Raw genomic sequence first — 18,651 nt, forward strand, 5'->3', positions numbered from 1 at the left:
GTTATTACGCGTCATCGCCGAACCAGCAGATATTACGTGCGGCCATAATCAGCGCGCCGGCCTGTTCATCAGACATGCCTTCAATATCCGTCAGATCGTCAACACCTTGCTCAGCGAGATCTTCCAGCGTGCAAACGCCTTTTGACGCCAGGCGGAACGCCAGCGCACGATCGAGGCCTTCAAGATTCAGAAGATCCGCAGCGGGCTCCTGATTTCCAAGACTCTCTTCTTTCGCCAGTGCCAGGGTGGTTAACGCATTTTTTGCTCGTTCACGCAGGGCTTCAATGGTCTCTTCGTCGAGGCCGTCGACTTCCAGCAGCTCGTTGATTGGCACGTATGCCAGCTCTTCCAGCGAGGAGAAGCCCTCTTCCACCAGTACGGTGGCGAACTCTTCGTCGATGTCGAGATGTTTAGTGAACATATCGATCGCTGCATGCGCTTCAGCCTGATGCTTAGCCTGCAGATCATCGACGGTCATCACGTTCAGCTCCCAGCCACTCAGCTGCGAAGCGAGACGCACGTTTTGGCCGTTACGGCCGATCGCCTGAGCCAGATTGCCAGCTTCTACGGCGATATCCATGGTGTGATTATCTTCATCAACCACGATTGATGCCACATCGGCCGGAGCCATGGCGTTAATAACAAACTGCGCCGGGTTATCGTCCCACAGCACGATATCGATACGCTCGCCGCCCAGTTCACTGGAAACCGCCTGAACACGCGCGCCGCGCATGCCCACACAGGCACCCACCGGATCGATACGTTTGTCGTTGGTTTTGACTGCAATTTTAGCGCGGGAACCCGGATCACGGGCAGCGGCTTTAATTTCAATCAGTTCTTCGCCAATTTCTGGCACCTCAATGCGGAACAGTTCAATCAGCATTTCCGGTTTGGAACGCGTCACAAACAGCTGCGCGCCACGCGCTTCCGGACGTACAGAGTAGAGTACGCCACGAATACGGTCGCCTGGACGGAAGTTTTCACGCGGTAGCATATCTTCGCGCAGAATGACCGCTTCGGCATTGCTGCCTAAGTCGAGGGAAATGTTGTCGCGGTTAACTTTCTTCACCACACCGGTGATGATTTCGCCTTCCTGCTCACGGAACTGATCAACCACCATCGCGCGCTCAGCTTCGCGCACTTTTTGCACGATAACCTGCTTAGCGGTCTGGGTAGTGATACGGTCAAAGGTGACCGATTCAATCTGATCTTCGACATATTCGCCCAGATTGAATGCTTCATCTTCGAAGCGGGCCGCATCCAGCGTGATCTCGCGCGTCGGCTGTGTCACCTCTTCTACGATTTCCCAGCGGCGGAAAGTATCGAAATCGCCACTGCGGCGATCAATGCTGACGCGTACTTCAATTTCCTGCTCGTACTTTTTCTTGGTCGCAGTCGCCAGCGCGCTCTCCAGCGCTTCGAAGATTTTCTCACGCGGCAGGGCTTTTTCGTTAGAAACGGCTTCTACAACAGCTAAGATCTCTTTGTTCATCCTGGTTAGCCTCAATCCGGACTTTTAAAAGTGGGGGACCAGGTTCGCTTTCTGAATATTACTCAGCGCGAACACTTCATCGCTACCCTCAACGTGCACCGTGATCATCTCGCCATCAACTGACTTGATGGTTCCCTGCCATTTACGGCGGTTCTGAACGGCCATACGCAACACCAGACTCACTTCTTCACCCATAAAACGGGTGTAGTGTTCTGCGGTGAACAGAGGACGATCGAGTCCCGGTGAAGAGACTTCAAGGTTGTAAGGTACAGTAATCGGATCTTCAACATCCATTACCGCACTTACCTGGTGGCTGACATCGGCGCAATCATCGACATTGATGCCATCTTCACTATCAATATAGATGCGCAGGATAGATGTGCGACTACGAACGAATTCAATTCCAACCAGTTCGTAACCCAGCGCTTCTACGGGAGCCGATACCAACTCTGTCAATTTTTGCTCTAATGTGGACAAGCCCACCCCCAAGACATAAAAAAAGGGCCTATAGCCCAGTATTACGATTCGCTAATAACAAAAAACCCCGAATATTCGGGGCTTTTAGTCACTGGACCCTGTATGCCGCAACGCGGCCCGGACTCCATCCAAAGAATTTTCTTTCAAAAAATAGCCGTGAATGCGTCCGTCGATGCATACAGTATATTTGAAAAAGAACTCAAAGGGAAAGTGGTTGCGGGGGCCGGATTTGAACCGACGACCTTCGGGTTATGAGCCCGACGAGCTACCAGGCTGCTCCACCCCGCGTCCGAAAACGTGGCGAATAATACGCCAGACCTGCATAAAATGCAAGTGATACTACGATTTGGTACCGAGGACGGGACTTGAACCCGTAAGCCCAATCGGGCACTACCACCTCAAGGTAGCGTGTCTACCAATTCCACCACCACGGCACTGCACTGACCACAACGATTCGTTGTGCTGACGATCTTACTTAGGAATATCGCTGCCCGGTGTAACCGGTTGAGCTGGCTTTTCAGTCTGTTGAGAAGACTGCGCTGGCGCAGAAAGATTTTCCCACTCACTTCCTTTCGAGGCTTTATTGCTGTTCAGATTACCCAGAACCAGGCTGATGATGAAGAACAGTGCCGCTAGGATGCCAGTAGTACGGGTCATGAAATTACCTGAACCCGAAGAACCAAACACCGTACCGGATGCGCCTGCACCGAATGAGGCTCCCATATCAGCGCCTTTGCCTTGCTGCAGCATGATCATACCCACGAGGGCGATAGCTACAATAAGGAAAACAACCAAAAGAGCTTCGTACATATTCAACCTGTTCCTTGCACGATAATCGTACAGTTAAAGCTTCAACCAGTATTGATGGGGCGTCTCGTCATCACCCATCAGAAGCGGGTGTGAATACTAACCAAAGGCGCATATCTCTGCAAGTGCAATTTCTCTTACGCAAACTGATTGCAGAAAAAAGCGCCATCCCGGTGATTTTACAGGCGGTTCAGCATTCTGAGCACCGCCTTTAAGAGGTTTAAACCGCTTTGACCTGATCGGCAATACGATTAGCCAGTTCGGTGACCTGCGCCTCATTTTCGCCTTCGACCATCACACGAATTAGCGGCTCAGTGCCTGACTTACGCAACAGAACGCGTCCGCGACCCGCCAGCGCTTTTTCAACATCAGCGGTGACCGTTTTCACGGCGTCGTTTTGCAGCGGGTCATGCTCGCCCGCGAAGCGTACGTTGACCAGAACCTGCGGCAGCATCTTCATACCACTGCAGAGATCGTGCAGGCTCATGTGGTTACGCACCATCGCAGTGAGCACTTGCAAACTTGCAACGATACCGTCGCCGGTGGTGGTTTTATCCAGCAGGATCACATGACCGGAGTTCTCCGCGCCGAGACGCCAGCCCTTCTCCTGCATCTTCTCCAGCACATAACGGTCACCGACTTTGGCACGGGTAAACGGAATGCCGAGCTGTTTCAGCGCTAATTCCAGGCCCATGTTGCTCATCAGCGTACCCACTACACCGCCGCGTAACTGTCCCTGACGCAGCGCTTCACGTGCAATGATGTAGAGGATCTGGTCGCCATCTACTTTGTCGCCCAGATGGTCAATCATCATGATGCGGTCGCCATCGCCGTCGTAGGCCAGACCAATATCGGCCTTCTCCGCCAGTACGCGCTGCTGCAGCAGTTTAAGATCGGTGGCACCGCACTCTTTGTTGATGTTCATGCCGTCTGGCTGGACACCGATTGCGATGACGGTTGCGCCCAGCTCGCGCAGGACATTCGGCGCAATGTGGTAAGTCGCACCATTGGCACAGTCGACCACAATTTTCAGGCCATTCAGATTGAGTTCACTGGGGAAAGTCCCCTTACAGAACTCAATGTAACGCCCCGCTGCATCAACAATGCGGCTGGCGCGGCCTAACTGGGCTGATTCAACACAGGTAATCGGCTTTTCCATCTCCAGCTCAATCGCTTCTTCCACGTCATCAGGCAGTTTGGTGCCTTCGGACGAGAAGAATTTAATGCCGTTATCGTCAAACGGATTGTGCGACGCTGAAATAACGATGCCCGCCTCTGCGCGGAAGGTACGGGTCAGATAGGCGATGGCGGGGGTCGGCATCGGACCGGTAAACGCAGCGGTCAGGCCCGCGGCGGCGAGGCCTGCTTCCAGCGCAGACTCCAGCATATAGCCCGAGATACGGGTATCTTTGCCGATAATGATCTTTTTCGAACCGTGACGCGCCAGTACTTTACCCGCGGCCCAGCCCAGCTTCAGGACGAAATCAGGCGTGATAGGTGTTTCACCGACTTTGCCGCGAATGCCATCTGTACCGAAATATTTACGATTACTCATGATGCTCCTTTTGCTCTTCGGGTCGCTTCGACCACGCGCATCGCTTCGGCCGTCTCTTTTACATCATGCGCGCGAATAATCTGCGCGCCCTGCATGGCAGCAATCACCGCGCAGCTCAGGCTGCCGGTTAAACGCTGTGACGGGCCAACATTTAACAACTGGCCAATCATCGATTTACGCGACATCCCCACCAGCAGCGGCAGACCAAAGTGGTGAAAATCGCTGAGATGAGCCAGCAGTTCATAATTGTGGCTGAGATTTTTACCGAAACCGAAGCCCGGGTCGAGTATCAGCTGCTCTTTTTTAATTCCCGCCGCTTCGCAGCGCGCAATCTGCTGAGCGAAGTAAGTGTCCACTTCGCTTAAGATGTTTTCGTAAACCGGTGCCTGCTGCATGGTGCGCGGTTCGCCCTGCATATGCATTAAACAGACAGGAAGTCCGGTAGCCGCTGCGGCTTCCAGCGCACCCGGCTCAGAGAGTGAGCGGACATCGTTAATGATGTGAGCACCCACTCGTGCGGCTTCCCTGATTACGTCGGCTTTAGAGGTGTCTACTGAAATCCACACTTCGAAACGCTGGGCAATGGCATCGATTACCGGAATGACCCGCTCCAGCTCCTCCTCCACACTCACTTCATCTGCGCCAGGACGGGTTGATTCACCGCCGACATCGATAATGGTTGCGCCTGCGTTGACCATCTCATTGGTATGCGTCAGCGCATCGACCAGCGCGTTATGTTTACCACCATCTGAAAAAGAGTCCGGCGTGACATTCAGAATGCCCATCACATGAGGAAAAGATAAATCGAGATGGGAATCACGGGCAAACAACTTCATGGTGAAAACTCCTTGCTGATCAATATCTGGATGTAAAAAACCCCGGACCAGCCGGGGTTTTGTCTGACAATGATGCGTCTTATTTGTTGTACTGCTCTGACATGGTATTGCCTGGGTTCGGCGTACGCGGTTCATCAACCGGACGTGGCGCTTTTGGCGTACCGTTGCTGTCTGAGTTGCTGCCTGGATCTTCCCAGCCCGCAGGCGGACGCACTTCGCGGCGTGCCATCAGGTCGTCGATCTGCGGTGCATCAATGGTTTCATACTTCATCAGCGCGTCTTTCATGGCGTGAAGGATGTCCATGTTCTCACCCAGAATGCGGCGGGCACGCTGGTAGTTGCTGTCGATCAGGTGTTTAACTTCCTGGTCAATGATGCGGGCTGTTTCATCAGACATATGTTTCGCTTTCGCGACAGAACGTCCAAGGAACACTTCACCCTCTTCTTCTGCATACAGCAACGGACCCAGTTTTTCAGAGAAGCCCCACTGCGTCACCATGTTACGTGCCAGATTAGTCGCGACTTTAATGTCGTTGGACGCACCGGTAGAAACATGTTCCACACCGTAGATGATCTCTTCTGCCAGACGACCACCGTACAGCGTTGAGATCTGGCTTTCCAGTTTCTGACGGCTGGCGCTAATCGCGTCGCCTTCAGGCAGGAAGAAGGTCACACCCAGCGCACGGCCGCGCGGGATAATCGTAACTTTATGCACCGGATCATGCTCTGGCACCAGGCGGCCAATAATGGCGTGGCCCGCTTCGTGGTAAGCCGTTGACTCTTTCTGCGCTTCCGTCATCACCATGGAGCGACGTTCCGCACCCATCATAATTTTGTCTTTCGCTTTCTCGAACTCAACCATCGACACCACGCGCTTGTTTGAACGAGCGGCGAACAGCGCGGCTTCGTTCACCAGGTTGGCCAGATCGGCACCTGAGAAGCCTGGCGTACCACGTGCAATGATTGCGGCATCAATGTCGGTTGCCAGTGGCACACGACGCATATGCACTTTCAGGATCTGCTCACGACCACGTACGTCTGGCAGACCAACCACAACCTGACGGTCAAAGCGGCCTGGACGCAGCAGCGCAGGGTCCAGTACGTCAGGACGGTTAGTCGCGGCGATAACGATAATACCTTCGTTACCTTCGAAACCATCCATCTCAACCAGCATCTGGTTCAGCGTCTGCTCACGTTCATCATGACCACCGCCTAAACCGGCACCACGCTGACGACCCACAGCATCGATCTCATCGATAAAGATGATGCACGGAGCGGCTTTCTTGGCCTGTTCGAACATGTCGCGCACACGGGATGCACCGACACCGACAAACATTTCCACAAAGTCAGAACCGGAGATAGTGAAGAAAGGCACCTTGGCTTCACCGGCAATCGCTTTTGCCAGCAGGGTTTTACCGGTACCCGGCGGGCCCACCATCAGAACGCCTTTTGGAATTTTACCGCCCAGCTTCTGGAAACGGCTCGGCTCGCGCAGATATTCCACCAGCTCAGCCACCTCATCTTTCGCTTCGTCACAACCTGCTACATCGGCGAAAGTGGTTTTAATCTGGTCTTCCGTCAACATGCGGGCTTTGCTTTTGCCGAAGGACATCGCGCCCTTACCGCCGCCGCCCTGCATCTGACGCATAAAGAAGATCCACACACCGATCAGCAGCAGCATCGGGAACCACGAAATGAAGATGGAAGCCAGCAGGCTTGGCTCTTCCGGCGGTTCGCCAACCACTTTGACGTTTTTGGTCAAGAGGTTATCAAGCAACTTGGGATCGTTGACAGGAATGTAGGTCGTGTATTTATTGCTGTCTTTTTTAATGACGTTAATTTCACGCCCGTTAATACGTGCCTCGCGGACCTGATCCTGGTTCACTTCCGACAGGAAGGTTGAATAATCAACCCGACGGCCATTTGACTCGCTGGGCCCAAAGCTCTGGAATACTGACATCAGCACGACCGCGATGACTAACCAGAGAATCAGGTTTTTCGCCATGTCACTCAAGGGATTAACCTCATATTACATCGGTGTTAACAGATAGCGTAGGGTACTATAGATCCTGCATACATGGAATCGCAGCAAAGCTGCGGACGTCTCCAGCAATTTGGTTATAGTTTGCGCCCAGTCGCCACAATGTACACTTCACGTGAACGTGAACGTGAAGCGTCCGGCTTACGAATTTTCACTTTCGTAAACAGGGAGCGAATTTCCCGCAGGTATTCATCGAAGCCATCTCCCTGAAACACTTTCACTACAAAACTGCCGCCAGGTGCCAGGATATCCCGACACATCTCCAGCGCCAGTTCTACTAAATACATCGACCGGGGAATATCTACGGCAGGTGTACCACTCATATTCGGCGCCATATCGGACATGACAACCTGGACTTTCTGATCGCCAACGCGCTCAAGCAGCGCATTGATCACCGATTCTTCACGAAAATCGCCCTGAAGGAAATCGACACCGACTATCGGATCCATTGGCAGGATATCACAGGCAATGATGCGCCCTTTATTCCCGATTTGCTGAACCACATATTGCGACCAGCCACCAGGTGCAGCACCCAGATCTACCACGGTCATGCCGGGTTTGAAAAGCTTGTCACCCTGTTGTATTTCATCAAGTTTAAACCAGGCGCGCGAACGCAACCCTTTTTTCTGCGCCTGAAGCACATATTTATCGCTAAAGTGTTCCTGAAGCCAGCGGCTGGAGCTGGCCGAACGCTTTTTACCCGTCATAATAATTCCAGTTAAATCGTCATCGTAGCGATAAACCTGCACGCAATGGGTTGCGTCGATTTGGTGATATACCCGAGATGGCGGTAGAATGAACCGTTTTCAATCCCTGAGTAAGTAAAAAACTACGATGAATCTAAGTACCAAACAAAAACAGCACCTCAAGGGCCTCGCCCATCCGCTCAAGCCAGTTGTTATGCTGGGTGGCAATGGCCTGACTGAAGGCGTGCTGGCCGAAATCGAGCAGGCTCTGTCGCATCACGAACTGATTAAGGTAAAAATCGCCTCTGAAGATCGTGAAACGAAACAGCTGATCGTCGAGGCTATCGTGCGTGAGACCGGTGCCAGCAACGTACAGGTGATCGGCAAAACGCTGGTGCTGTATCGCCCCTCTAAAGAGAGCAAAATTTCTCTGCCACGCTAAGTGGGCAAAGAAAGTGACATGCTCTTACCTCAGATAAAAGGCCGCAATGCGGCCTTTTTCCTTTCTTTACATTGTGCTTCAGCGCTTTTCAAAGCGTAGCAACATCTTAAAGGTATTCCACCTTCAGAATCTCATATTCAACGTCGCCGCCCGGGGTTTTTACGATAGCCACATCATCGGCCTCTTTACCCACCAGACCACGCGCCATTGGCGAATTGACTGAAATCAGATTTTGCTTAAAGTCTGCTTCGTCATCGCCCACGATGCGATACGTGGCTTCTTCGTCGGTCTCGACGTTCAGCACGGTCACCGTTGCGCCGAAGATCACGCGGCCGGTTTTAGGCATCTGCGTAACATCGATAACCTGCGCATTGGAGAGTTTGGCTTCAATCTCCTGAATACGGCCTTCACAAAAGCCCTGCTCTTCACGCGCAGCGTGATATTCCGCGTTCTCTTTTAAATCGCCATGTTCGCGTGCGTCAGCGATAGAGGCGATAATGCGCGGGCGCTTCACGGTTTTCAGCTCGTTCAGCTCTTCGCGCAATCTTTCAGCGCCTCTTAACGTCATCGGAATCTGATTCATTTAAGCTCCTCGCCCTCTTTCCTGTTTAACGATGTCATCCTGACCGGTGACCGCAGAAAAAAGCGCTCTGCGGCGCATTAGCCCGTTTTTGCAAATAAAAGAATCCTGACCCGGAGATGCTTCCAGGCCAGAAAAGAGTTTTGCAATTTGATACGTATTTTACCCCAGAGTTCCCTGCGGGTCATCGTTTACTTTGCACCGTCCAGCGACGTAGTATTGACGCCCTCACCTGCCAGTTACCGCGAGATTATGCGATTTTCACGACTTGTTACCGGATTAAGCTGCGCATTTATGCTGCAGGCACACGCAGCGCCAGTTGATGAATACATGCAGTACCTGCCAGATGGCGCCAATCTGGCGCTGATGGTTCAGAAAGTGGGTGCATCAACACCGATCATTGATTACCACGGCAAACAGATGGCCCTGCCCGCCAGTACCATGAAAGTGGTGACGGCGCTGGCGGCATTGCTGGAACTGGGTGGCGACTTCCGTTTTCAGACCACGTTTGAGACCCGGGGTGCCATTATAGATGGCACCCTGAACGGCGACTTAGTCGCACGTTTCGGCGGTGATCCAACTTTAAGCCGTCAGGATCTGCGCAACATGGTCGCGGCAATAAAGAAGCAGGGTATTAACCATATCAAAGGCAACCTGGTTATCGACACCTCGGTTTTTGCCAGTCACGACATGGCACCGGGCTGGCCGTGGAACGATATGACCCAGTGCTTCAGCGCCCCGCCGGGTGCCGCGATTGTGGATAAAAACTGCTTCTCGGTGTCGCTCTACAGTGCCAATACGCCAGGTGAAAATGCGTTTGTGCGCATCGCCTCCTATTATCCGGCGCATATGTACAGCCAGGTCCGCACCATCGGCCGTAACAGCGGTGAAGGGCAATATTGCGAACTGGATGTGGTTCCAGGTGAGCTGAACCGTTACACCCTGACAGGCTGTATGCGCCAGCGTGCCGAACCTCTGCCGCTGGCCTTTGCGGTGCAGGATGGCGCGGCCTGGGCAGGTGAAATCCTTAAGGCAGAGCTGCGCTCGTCAGAGATTGACTACAGTGGCCATCTGGTGCGCCAGACGCAGGTCACGGAGCCAGGTACCGTACTGGCATCGACCCAGTCTGCGCCGCTGCACACGCTGCTGCACACCATGCTGAAGAAGTCAGACAACATGATAGCCGACACGGTCTTCCGCACCATTGGTCATCACTACTTCAACGTGCCCGGTACCTTCCGTGCCGGGCAGGATGCTGTCCGCCGTATCCTGAAAGCCAAAGCCAATGTCGATATGGGTAACAGCATTCAGGTTGATGGTTCCGGTCTGTCGCGCCACGATCTGATTTCGCCGCAAACCATGATGCAGGTGTTGCAGTTCATTGCGAAGAATGACAACACGCTGGATTATATTTCGATGTTGCCCCTGGCGGGTTACGACGGCACGCTACAGTATCGTGGCGGGCTGCATGAGGCGGGACTGGATGGCAAGGTCTCGGCGAAAACCGGTTCACTGCAGGGCGTCTATAATCTGGCGGGCTTTATTACCACTTCCAGCGGTGCAAGAGTGGCATTTGTTCAGTTCCTTTCCGGTTATGCAGTGCCGCCGGAAGATCAACGTACCCGCCGTATTCCACTGGTGCGTTTTGAAAGCCGACTCTACCGCGATATCAATCAGAACAACTGATTAAGCAGAAATAAAAACGCAGCAGGCGATCAACCTGCTGCGTTTTTTATGGCTGAACCGATCAGAAGCGGGTGTTCACGCTCATATAAAATGTGCGGCCCGATTCGTTAAAGGTATTGGCTCCTGCGCCGTAGAGGTAAGCGCCGGTGGTGGCATTGCCGGTAGTCTGCGCATTGCCCTGACGGAAATGACGCTTGTCGAAGAGGTTGTCGATACCCACGGTGACACTGGCATATTTATTAACGTCATAGGTGCCGCTCATGCCTACAACCGAATAGGGACTGACCTGATCGGTCGCGCTGCCGGTGACGGCGTTACCTTTATAGTCATACTTCTTCGGCACCTGTTTACCGTACCAGGTCAGGGTTGTCTGGAGAGAGAGATCCTGCATCGCCTGCCAGCTCAGCGTCGAATTGAGCGTATACGCCGGAATAATTGACAGGCGATCGCCGGTCTCTTTATTTTTGCTCTGCAGCATATACGTGAAGTTGTTGTTCCACGTCAGGCTGTCGGAGAACGGGACGTTAACCGTACCTTCGAGCCCCTCAACCACCGCTTTGGGCACATTTTCCCATTTGTAGATGTCGGTTTTGCCGTTAGACGCCGTGCCGGTGGGAGCCGTGCCTGCCTCAATCTTGTTCCGGTAGTCGTTGCGGAACCAGGTCAGACCCGCCTGATAGCCGTCGCGCTTCCATTCCAGTCCAATCTCTTTATTGATGCTGTTTTCCGCTTTCAGGTCATCATTACCCATCAGATAACAGGCACCGGCACTGGCCGCGCAGCCCTGGCCATTGCTGTAAAGCAGATAGTTCGGGTTAGTCTGGTAGAGGCTCGGCGCTTTATAAGCGCGCGCAATGCCCATTTTCAGCGTGAACTCATCGCCTAATCCCTGTGAGAGGTTGAGCGACGGGCTCCAGTTATCGCCGACAATCGAATGGTGATCGAAGCGCAGGCCGGGCGTCAGCATGGTGCTGTCAGTCAGCTCAATATTGTCTTCCGCAAACAGTGAGAAGATCTCCGCCTGCGAATAGGGAGAGCGTCCGGTGGTGGCGATACCCGGAATCGAACCGTAGCTGGCGGCCTGCGTCGTCGAGGACGGATCCTTCATCCGCTGCTGATTCCATTCCGTGCCAAAAGTTGCAGTCTGATTCACCAGCCACTCAAAGGGCACGCTGATCTCGCTGTGCAGCAACACATCATCCAGCTGGATAGTGTTGAAATTGCTGTTGGAAAAGATCCCTTCAGTGCCGCCCGCCAGCCCTTCATTCAGACGCGAGTTGCGGGTGTTTTCATACTGCGCATAGGTGTTGGTGCTGATGCCATTATCCCAGGCGCCGGTCCACTTAACTGAAAAGTTCTGCCGATAGAGCCGGTTGGTTTCGTCACCATATTTGCTTTTCACAAGCGCGTTGGTATTGGTGTTCTGGGTGTCGCCAGCATAGAGGTTGCCCTGACGGCTGTAACCGGCCCCCACTTCCAGCGCCTGCATTGGTGCAAACGCCCAGCGCAGCAGGCCATGAATATCTTTATTGACTGAACCTTCGCGGCCCGCCGGGTAGGATCCCGCGTAACTGCCGGTGCGGTCTGCGGCGTGCCCTTCATTGATATCGTAAGCATCAGCCTGCGTTTTTGCCAGACCGCCATAGAGCCGGAAACTGACATCATCGCCCAGCGGTCCTTCAAGACTGAAGTTAGTACGCCGCGTCGCGCCCTCCTCCTTGTGTTGCGGCACGTTGTAATAGGCGCTCCACGAGCCGTGCCACTGATTATCCATCTCTTTCCTGGTGATGATATTGACCACACCACCCGCCGCACCATTGCCGTAGCGGGCCGCTGCCGGACCCCGGATGACGTCAATGCGGTCAATGATCTCTGGCGGTACCCAGTTAGTGTCGCCGCGTGTGTCGCGCTCGCCACGCCAGCCAAGCCGCACCGCATTGCGGCTGGTCACCGGCAGGCCATCGATCAGGATCAGGGTATTTTCCGGCCCCATACCACGGATATCGATCTGACGGTTATTACCGCGCTGGCCGCTGGTGGAGTTACCGGTCAGATTGACACCGGGCATGGTGCGGATGATTTCGGCGACGTCGCGCGCAGGCGGATGTTTTTTGATTTCGTCGGCGGTAATCGTTGACACGCCAGGGGCCTGCAGCGTCTGCTCAGCGGCGGTGACCGTCATGGTGTCGTCGTGGAGGGGATCGGAGGTGCTGCTGTCGATAGCGGGTTCGCGGGTGGCTTCAGCAGCCACGGCACCGGCAGAAATGAGAGAGGCCGTGAGACCCAGTTCAATCATAATGGCTAACGAAAGCCGGGATATCTTTTTCATTTTTCTGTTCCTGGAGTGCCAGCGAGCATGCCACTGCCGGCGTACCGGTAAAAAGGTCATAACCTTGCCTGCAACGCATTAACCTTCCCGCCACACCGGCTTCAGAACCGCGTTGCGTCCGTCTGAAATCCGATGCGGCAGAGAGAATGCGCGCGCTCCCTGTCGAGCGGAAACACCCTATTGCAAATGCAAATAATTATCAATACTATTATCTGTAACATGCATGACTCTAAGCAAGTGTGATTGAATCATGGCGCGAATAGCGTGGTTAAACGAAGAGACCGGCAGCGAACGCTGGTGGCAGCAGCTGCAGCGACAGGGCATTCCCCTGATTGAACCCGCTGAAAAGGGGACCTGTCAGGTCACTTTTTTCTGGCGTGATCCGCAGGGTGACCCGCTGCACTCTGATACCCGGCGCGTCTGGATCAACATTACCGGTGTAACCGATCATCATCACACAGCCTCACCTTCCTCCTTAACACCTGTTCCTGATACCGATGTCTGGTGGTGGCAAACCACCCTGCCCGCTGACTGGCGCGGCAGCTACTGCCTGATCCCTGACAACCAGACAGAGACGTTTGCCGGGCAGGCTGATATGCAGGCGCTGCGCCAGTGGTGGAGTCAGAAATTCCGGCAGGCACAAAGCGACCCGCTGAATCCTTTGCGTAGCTGGGCAGGTGGACGCGGAATGAGGGTCTCGCCGCTGCACCTGCCACGCGCGCCGGATCAACAGGTGTGGCGTGCGGTTGATGAGGGCCGTGCCGCCGATATTCCGCTGCAACACTATTTGTGGCGCAGCGAACGGCTGGGAAACCAGCGTCAGATCTGGATCGCTGTCACCGGAGACGCCAGTGCAGGCGATCGTCCGCTGGCACTGCTGCTGGATGGTCAGTTCTGGGCGCACAGCATGCCGGTTGCCGGTCCGCTTCAGCAACTCACTGAGGCAGGCGAGCTGCCTCCTGCGGTCTATGTCATGATCGACATCATCGACCGCGAACACCGCACGCGTGAACTGACCTGTAACCCTGACTTCTGGCTGGCGATTCAGCACGAGCTGTTACCACAAATTCAGCAGTGGGCACCGTTTCGGGCCGACAGCACGCTGGTGGCCGGACAGAGTTTTGGCGGCCTTTCTGCCGCTTACGCCACCCTGAACTGGCCGGAAACTTTTGCGGGTGCCGTCAGTCTTTCCGGTTCGTTCTGGTGGCCCGCGCGCGGTGACCCGAATGGCTGGCTGCCGCAGCAGTTACAGCAGGGTTTGCTGCAGGCGCCCTCCCGGCGCTTTTATCTGGAGGCGGGGCGGCGCGAACGCCTGATTCTGGCAGCAAACGAACAGTTTCAGCGCGATCTGACTCTGGCAGGACATCAGGTCAGCTATCACCCGATTGAAGGCGGTCACGATGCGCTGTGCTGGCGCGGCGGAATGCTGGCAGGCCTCAACGCTATGTGGCAATCGTCATAACCCGCTGATATCCCGCCGTCTGTGCGCCATTAAAAGAAAAAGGATACCCAGGAGATCGGCGTTTATACGCCCGACGACTTCGGACAGGAGACCAACATGCAACAACGCAATCCTTTCGACGATCCCCAGCAGGATTGTCAGGTACTGAAAAATGCTCAGCAGCAGTACAGCTTATGGCCCGCCTTTTGTGCGGTTCCGCCAGGATGGCAGCCTGTTTATGGGCCCGAACCACAGGCCCGTTGCCTGAGCTGGCTGAATGAAAACTGGCACGATATCCGTCCGGTTATGACGCAGGACAGTGGGAGCCGCAATGTCTGAGACCACTCTGAACCCGCTGACAGAGCAAAAAACGTTGCCGCTGGTGGCCGCTCAGCCCGGAATCTGGATCGCTGACCAGCTATCGCCCTATTCCAATGCTTACGCCGTGGCGCATTTTGTCGAACTGCACGGTGTGCTGAACAGCGCGCTGCTGTCACGGGCCATAATTGCTGGCATGCAGGAAGCGGACACACTGAATATGGCCTTTGGCGAGCTGGAGGGTGAACCGCTACAGTGGCCTGCCCCCCAGGATTTCCGCGAGCCTGAGGTGATCGATCTGCGCGATGCCGCCGATCCTGAGGCATCAGCACGTGCGCTGATGCAGCAGGATATGTCCGGTGACCTGCGGATACTGAGCGGTGCGCCGCTCTATCATCACAGCCTGCTTCGGCTGGGCGAGGATCACTGGTACTGGTATCAGCGCTACCATCATCTGGTGGTCGATGGTTTTAGTTTCACCGCCCTGACCCGCCGCATCGCCCATCTCTACAGCGCCTGGCAGCACGGCGACACGCCGGAGCCGAGCCCCTTTGTCCCGTTCAGCGAGGTCGTCGACGAGTATCAGCGCTATCACAACTCTTTGGCCTGGCAGCGCGATCGCCAGTTCTGGCTGGAGAAAGGCGCGCAGTTACCTGCGCCCGCCTCGTTGTCCGCTCTGCCGCTGGCCGGTCAGAGCGCCAGTACCGACCTGCTACGCCATACGTTTGCCGTGGATCGCAACACTTTTCAGGCTTTGTTGACGCACACCGGGCAGCACAACCTCAGTGCTGCGGACACCGCCTTTGCGCTGGTGGCGTTATGGCTGGCGCGCCTCACCGGTCAGCATGCGTTCGCCGCCGGTTTCATCTTTATGCGCCGCATCGGCTCGGCCGCGCTCTGCGCCACCGGTCCGGTGATCAACGTTTTGCCTATGGCAATCCATTACGACCCGGCACAGCCGCTGACGGCACTGGCCGGGCGTCTGGCGGGCGAAGTCAGAAAAATGCGCCGTCATCAGCGTTACGACGCTGAGCAGGTGCAGCGCGATCTGGGCCGGTTTGGTGACAGTGCTCCGCTCTATGGGCCGGTGATTAACCTGAAGATATTCGACTATCAGCTCGATTTCGCCGGCATTGAAGGCATCACTCATCAGCTGGCGTCAGGCCCGGTTCGCGATCTGGAGATTGCTATCTACCTCAGCGAACAGGGCGACCTCACGCTGGAACTACTGGCTAATGCAGAGCGCTATAGTGAAACCGCGCTGAAGCAACATGCCAGTCGCTTTGGTCTGCTGCTTGAGCAGCTTGCCGTCCGGCCAGCGTGCGCCTGTGGCGAGCTGGATATGCTGATGCCGGAAGAACATCAACAGCTGGCAGCGGTCAATCAGACGGCTGTGATGCTGCCTGCAGAGACGCTAAGCAGCCTGCTGCTGCTGCAGGCGCAGCGTACGCCGCACGCTATGGCGCTGGCGGATGAGGCGCATCAGCTTAATTATCAGCAGATGCAACAGCAGGTCGCCGCGCTGGGACAACAGCTGATTGCGCAGGGTGTGACGCGGGGTGACATCGTCGCCGTGGCGCTGCCGCGCTCGGTCTTTTTATCACTGGCGCTGCAGGCGATTGTCAGCACAGGCGCAACCTGGCTGCCGCTTGATACCGGCTACCCGGACGATCGGCTGAAGATGATGCTGGAAGATGCCGCGCCGAAAATGCTGATCACCTGCCGCGAACTGGCAGACAGGCTGGCGGCTCTCTCACCGGCCGCGCCGCTGTTTTACGACGTGCTGTTAACTCCGGTGGATAGCGTGCTGACACAGGCTCCGCGTCCGCATGATGGCGCTTACCTCATCTATACCTCTGGTTCGACCGGTCGGCCAAAAGGCGTGCTGGTCAGTCATGAGGCGATCGTCAACCGGCTGCTGTGGATGCAGGATCGTTATCCGCTCGGCGGTGATGATGTGGTGCTGCAGAAAACGCCGAGCAGCTTTGATGTCTCGGTGTGGGAGTTCTTCTGGCCATTGATCGCTGGCGCACAGCTGGTGATGGCACCGCCTGATGCCCACCGCGACCCGGACGCGCTGCAGCAGCTATTTGCCCGCTACCGCGTGACCACCACCCATTTTGTTCCGTCGATGCTGGCTGCTTTTGTCGCCTCGCTGGAGGAAGGTGACGCGATAGCGCGTTGCGCCACCCTGCGCCGGGTTTTCTGCAGCGGCGAAGCGCTGCCCGCTGAGCTGTCGCGCCAGTGGCAGACGCTGACCCGGGTGCCCTTGCATAATCTTTATGGCCCGACCGAAGCGGCAGTGGATGTCAGCTTCTACCCGGCTTTCGGACCGGCGCTGGCGGCCGTCGACGGTGCCAGCGTGCCGATTGGCTTCCCGGTCTGGAACACCGGCTTACGGATTCTGGATGCGCGTCTGCAGCCGGTGCCACCGGGCGTGGCTGGCGATCTCTGGCTGACCGGCGTGCAGCTGGCGCATGGCTATCTTGATCGTCCCGACCTCACTGCCAGCCGGTTTGTCGCCGATCCGTGGGGTCACGGCTCCCGGATGTACCGCACCGGTGATGTGGCGCGCTGGCTGCCGGATGGTGCGGTGGAGTATCTGGGTCGCAGCGACGATCAGCTTAAAATTCGCGGACAGCGTATCGAGCTGAACGAGATCGACCACGCCATGGCTGCGCTGCCTGGCATTGTGCAGGCCGTGACGCATGCAGTGGTACTGGGCAGCAGCAGCGACCAGCAGGGTGATGCCCGCCAACTGGTCGGCTATGTGGTGGCAGAGGGCTCAATTGATGCCGACGTCATGCGCCAGACTCTGGCGACACAGTTACCGGCGCATATGGTGCCGGTGGCGATTGTTCAGCTGGCGGCATTACCGCTCAGCAGCAACGGCAAGCTGGATCGTAAAGCGCTGCCGCTGCCACAGACCCGAACAGCGGCTGCCGGTCGTGCACCGTACCCGGGTCTGGAAACGACGCTGGCGCAGGCGTTCGCCACGCTGCTGGAACGTGAGTCCGTCAGCGCACAGGATGATTTTTTTGCGCTGGGTGGTCATTCGCTGCTGGCGATGCGGCTGGCGGCGCAGCTGCGGCGGACGCTGAATCAGCCGGTGTCAGTGGGCCAGATTATGGTGGCAGCTACGGTAGAAAAGCTGGCCGTCCTGCTTAGTAGTGAACCCGCGGAGACAGCCCGCGCCGGATTTGAGGCGGTCTTGCCGCTGCGGCGTACTACCGGCCCGACGCTGTTCTGCTTCCATCCCGCCTCAGGTTTTGCCTGGCAGTTCAGCGTGTTGCAGCGCTATCTGGATGCCCGCTGGTCGCTGCTCGGCATTCAGTCACCTGATATCACCAGCCCGCTGAATCAGGCGCAGCACCTTGACGCGGTGTGTGAGGCGCATCTGGCGACGGTGCGCCAGCAGCAGCCAGAGGGGCCCTACTATTTCCTGGGCTATTCGCTGGGCGGCACGCTGGCGCAGGGTATCGCCGCGCGGCTGGAGGCCGAAGGTGAAACCGTTGCTTTCCTCGGACTGCTGGATACCTGGCCGCCGGAGACGCAGAACTGGGATGAACGGCGCGGCGAAAACGTGCTGGATCCGGCGGTGCTGGAAGAGGTTAATCGTGAGCGCGAGCAGTTTATCGCAGCACAGCGCGAGCAGGCCGGTGAAGGAATGGAGGCACTGTTTACCACCATTGAAGCCAACTATGCCAGTTCGGTGCGCCTGCTGGCCACGGCGCGCAGTGCCCGCTTTAGTGGGCACGCCACGCTGTTCCTGGCGCAACAGACCCAGTTGCCCGGTCAGGATGCACGCCGCGCCTGGGCGCCCTGGGTTGGCGGACTGACTATCTGGCCGCTGGACTGTGCGCACGTCGAGATCATCTCACCGCGCATGTTCGAGCAGATCGGCCCACGACTGCAGCAGTGTCTGGCAACGCTGATTTCCTGAGTCATCCTGACCTGCGCT

14 protein-coding genes and 2 tRNA genes are annotated in these 18,651 nt (G+C 56.1%); 5 read left to right on the top strand and 11 right to left on the bottom strand.

Features of this window, described 5'->3' with window-relative positions; genetic code table 11:
• Nucleotides 1-4 precede the first annotated feature (4 nt).
• From nusA to rlmE, 9 genes are all read right to left on the bottom strand, one after another.
• Nucleotides 5-1,492, bottom strand: a complete 1,488-nt coding sequence (nusA, locus tag N1689_RS12295; protein ID WP_061061455.1) for a transcription termination factor NusA — start codon at nucleotides 1,490-1,492, stop codon at nucleotides 5-7.
• A 24-nt stretch (nucleotides 1,493-1,516) separates the two neighbouring features.
• Nucleotides 1,517-1,969: a ribosome maturation factor RimP gene (rimP, locus tag N1689_RS12300; protein WP_010251795.1), complete on the bottom strand. Its 453-nt coding sequence runs from the start codon at nucleotides 1,967-1,969 to the stop codon at nucleotides 1,517-1,519.
• Between the two features lie 211 nt (nucleotides 1,970-2,180).
• Nucleotides 2,181-2,257, bottom strand: a tRNA-Met gene (locus N1689_RS12305).
• Between the two features lie 59 nt (nucleotides 2,258-2,316).
• A tRNA-Leu gene (locus tag N1689_RS12310) sits at nucleotides 2,317-2,403 on the bottom strand.
• Nucleotides 2,404-2,440: 37 nt separating this feature from the next.
• Nucleotides 2,441-2,779 (bottom strand): preprotein translocase subunit SecG, encoded by a 339-nt coding sequence (gene secG, locus N1689_RS12315; protein ID WP_003851074.1) that lies wholly within the window; start codon nucleotides 2,777-2,779, stop codon nucleotides 2,441-2,443.
• A 217-nt stretch (nucleotides 2,780-2,996) separates the two neighbouring features.
• Nucleotides 2,997-4,331, bottom strand: coding sequence for a phosphoglucosamine mutase (glmM, locus tag N1689_RS12320; protein ID WP_161731838.1), 1,335 nt, complete (start codon nucleotides 4,329-4,331; stop codon nucleotides 2,997-2,999).
• A complete protein-coding gene (folP, locus tag N1689_RS12325) occupies nucleotides 4,328-5,167 on the bottom strand; it encodes a dihydropteroate synthase (protein ID WP_033731317.1) in 840 nt (279 codons plus the stop codon). The genes glmM and folP overlap by 4 nt, the downstream gene beginning before the upstream one ends.
• Before the next feature lie 79 nt (nucleotides 5,168-5,246).
• A complete protein-coding gene (ftsH, locus tag N1689_RS12330; RefSeq protein ID WP_161731836.1) occupies nucleotides 5,247-7,172 on the bottom strand; it encodes an ATP-dependent zinc metalloprotease FtsH in 1,926 nt (641 codons plus the stop codon).
• A gap of 113 nt (nucleotides 7,173-7,285) precedes the next feature.
• Complete coding sequence (gene rlmE, locus N1689_RS12335) at nucleotides 7,286-7,915, bottom strand: 23S rRNA (uridine(2552)-2'-O)-methyltransferase RlmE (protein WP_013359905.1); 630 nt, start codon at nucleotides 7,913-7,915, stop codon at nucleotides 7,286-7,288.
• A 127-nt stretch (nucleotides 7,916-8,042) separates the two neighbouring features.
• Here rlmE and yhbY point away from each other — a divergent pair, with 127 nt between their 5' ends.
• Nucleotides 8,043-8,336, top strand: coding sequence for a ribosome assembly RNA-binding protein YhbY (yhbY, locus tag N1689_RS12340; RefSeq protein ID WP_010251809.1), 294 nt, complete (start codon nucleotides 8,043-8,045; stop codon nucleotides 8,334-8,336).
• A 106-nt stretch (nucleotides 8,337-8,442) separates the two neighbouring features.
• Here the strand turns inward: yhbY and greA are convergent, their stop codons facing one another.
• Nucleotides 8,443-8,919, bottom strand: coding sequence for a transcription elongation factor GreA (greA, locus tag N1689_RS12345; RefSeq protein WP_010251811.1), 477 nt, complete (start codon nucleotides 8,917-8,919; stop codon nucleotides 8,443-8,445).
• 249 nt (nucleotides 8,920-9,168) lie between these two features.
• Between greA and dacB the strand changes: the two genes are divergently transcribed.
• Nucleotides 9,169-10,602, top strand: a complete 1,434-nt coding sequence (gene dacB, locus N1689_RS12350) for a serine-type D-Ala-D-Ala carboxypeptidase (protein WP_010251813.1) — start codon at nucleotides 9,169-9,171, stop codon at nucleotides 10,600-10,602.
• Between the two features lie 61 nt (nucleotides 10,603-10,663).
• On the opposite strand, the gene N1689_RS12355 is transcribed toward dacB, so the two are convergent.
• On the bottom strand, nucleotides 10,664-12,931 hold the full coding sequence (locus N1689_RS12355; RefSeq protein ID WP_260059029.1) for a TonB-dependent siderophore receptor: 2,268 nt from the start codon (nucleotides 12,929-12,931) through the stop codon (nucleotides 10,664-10,666).
• Between the two features lie 250 nt (nucleotides 12,932-13,181).
• Here N1689_RS12355 and fes point away from each other — a divergent pair, with 250 nt between their 5' ends.
• The 3 genes from fes to N1689_RS12370 all read left to right on the top strand — a co-directional run bounded on the left by fes (nucleotide 13,182) and on the right by N1689_RS12370 (nucleotide 18,633).
• The gene (fes, locus tag N1689_RS12360; RefSeq protein WP_260059031.1) at nucleotides 13,182-14,393 is read left to right on the top strand and encodes an enterochelin esterase; all 1,212 of its coding nucleotides are present in this window, start codon (nucleotides 13,182-13,184) and stop codon (nucleotides 14,391-14,393) included.
• Nucleotides 14,394-14,489: 96 nt separating this feature from the next.
• Nucleotides 14,490-14,711, top strand: a complete 222-nt coding sequence (locus tag N1689_RS12365) for an MbtH family protein (RefSeq protein ID WP_161731830.1) — start codon at nucleotides 14,490-14,492, stop codon at nucleotides 14,709-14,711.
• Entirely contained in the window at nucleotides 14,704-18,633 is a 3,930-nt protein-coding gene (locus N1689_RS12370) for an enterobactin synthase subunit F (RefSeq protein WP_260059033.1), read from the top strand. Before N1689_RS12365 ends, N1689_RS12370 begins: the two co-directional genes overlap by 8 nt.
• The last annotated feature ends 18 nt before the right edge of the window (nucleotides 18,634-18,651 follow it).

The organism is Pantoea sp. XY16 (assembly GCF_025153065.1).
GTDB classification, from domain to species: Bacteria; Pseudomonadota; Gammaproteobacteria; order Enterobacterales; family Enterobacteriaceae; genus Pantoea; species Pantoea alfalfae.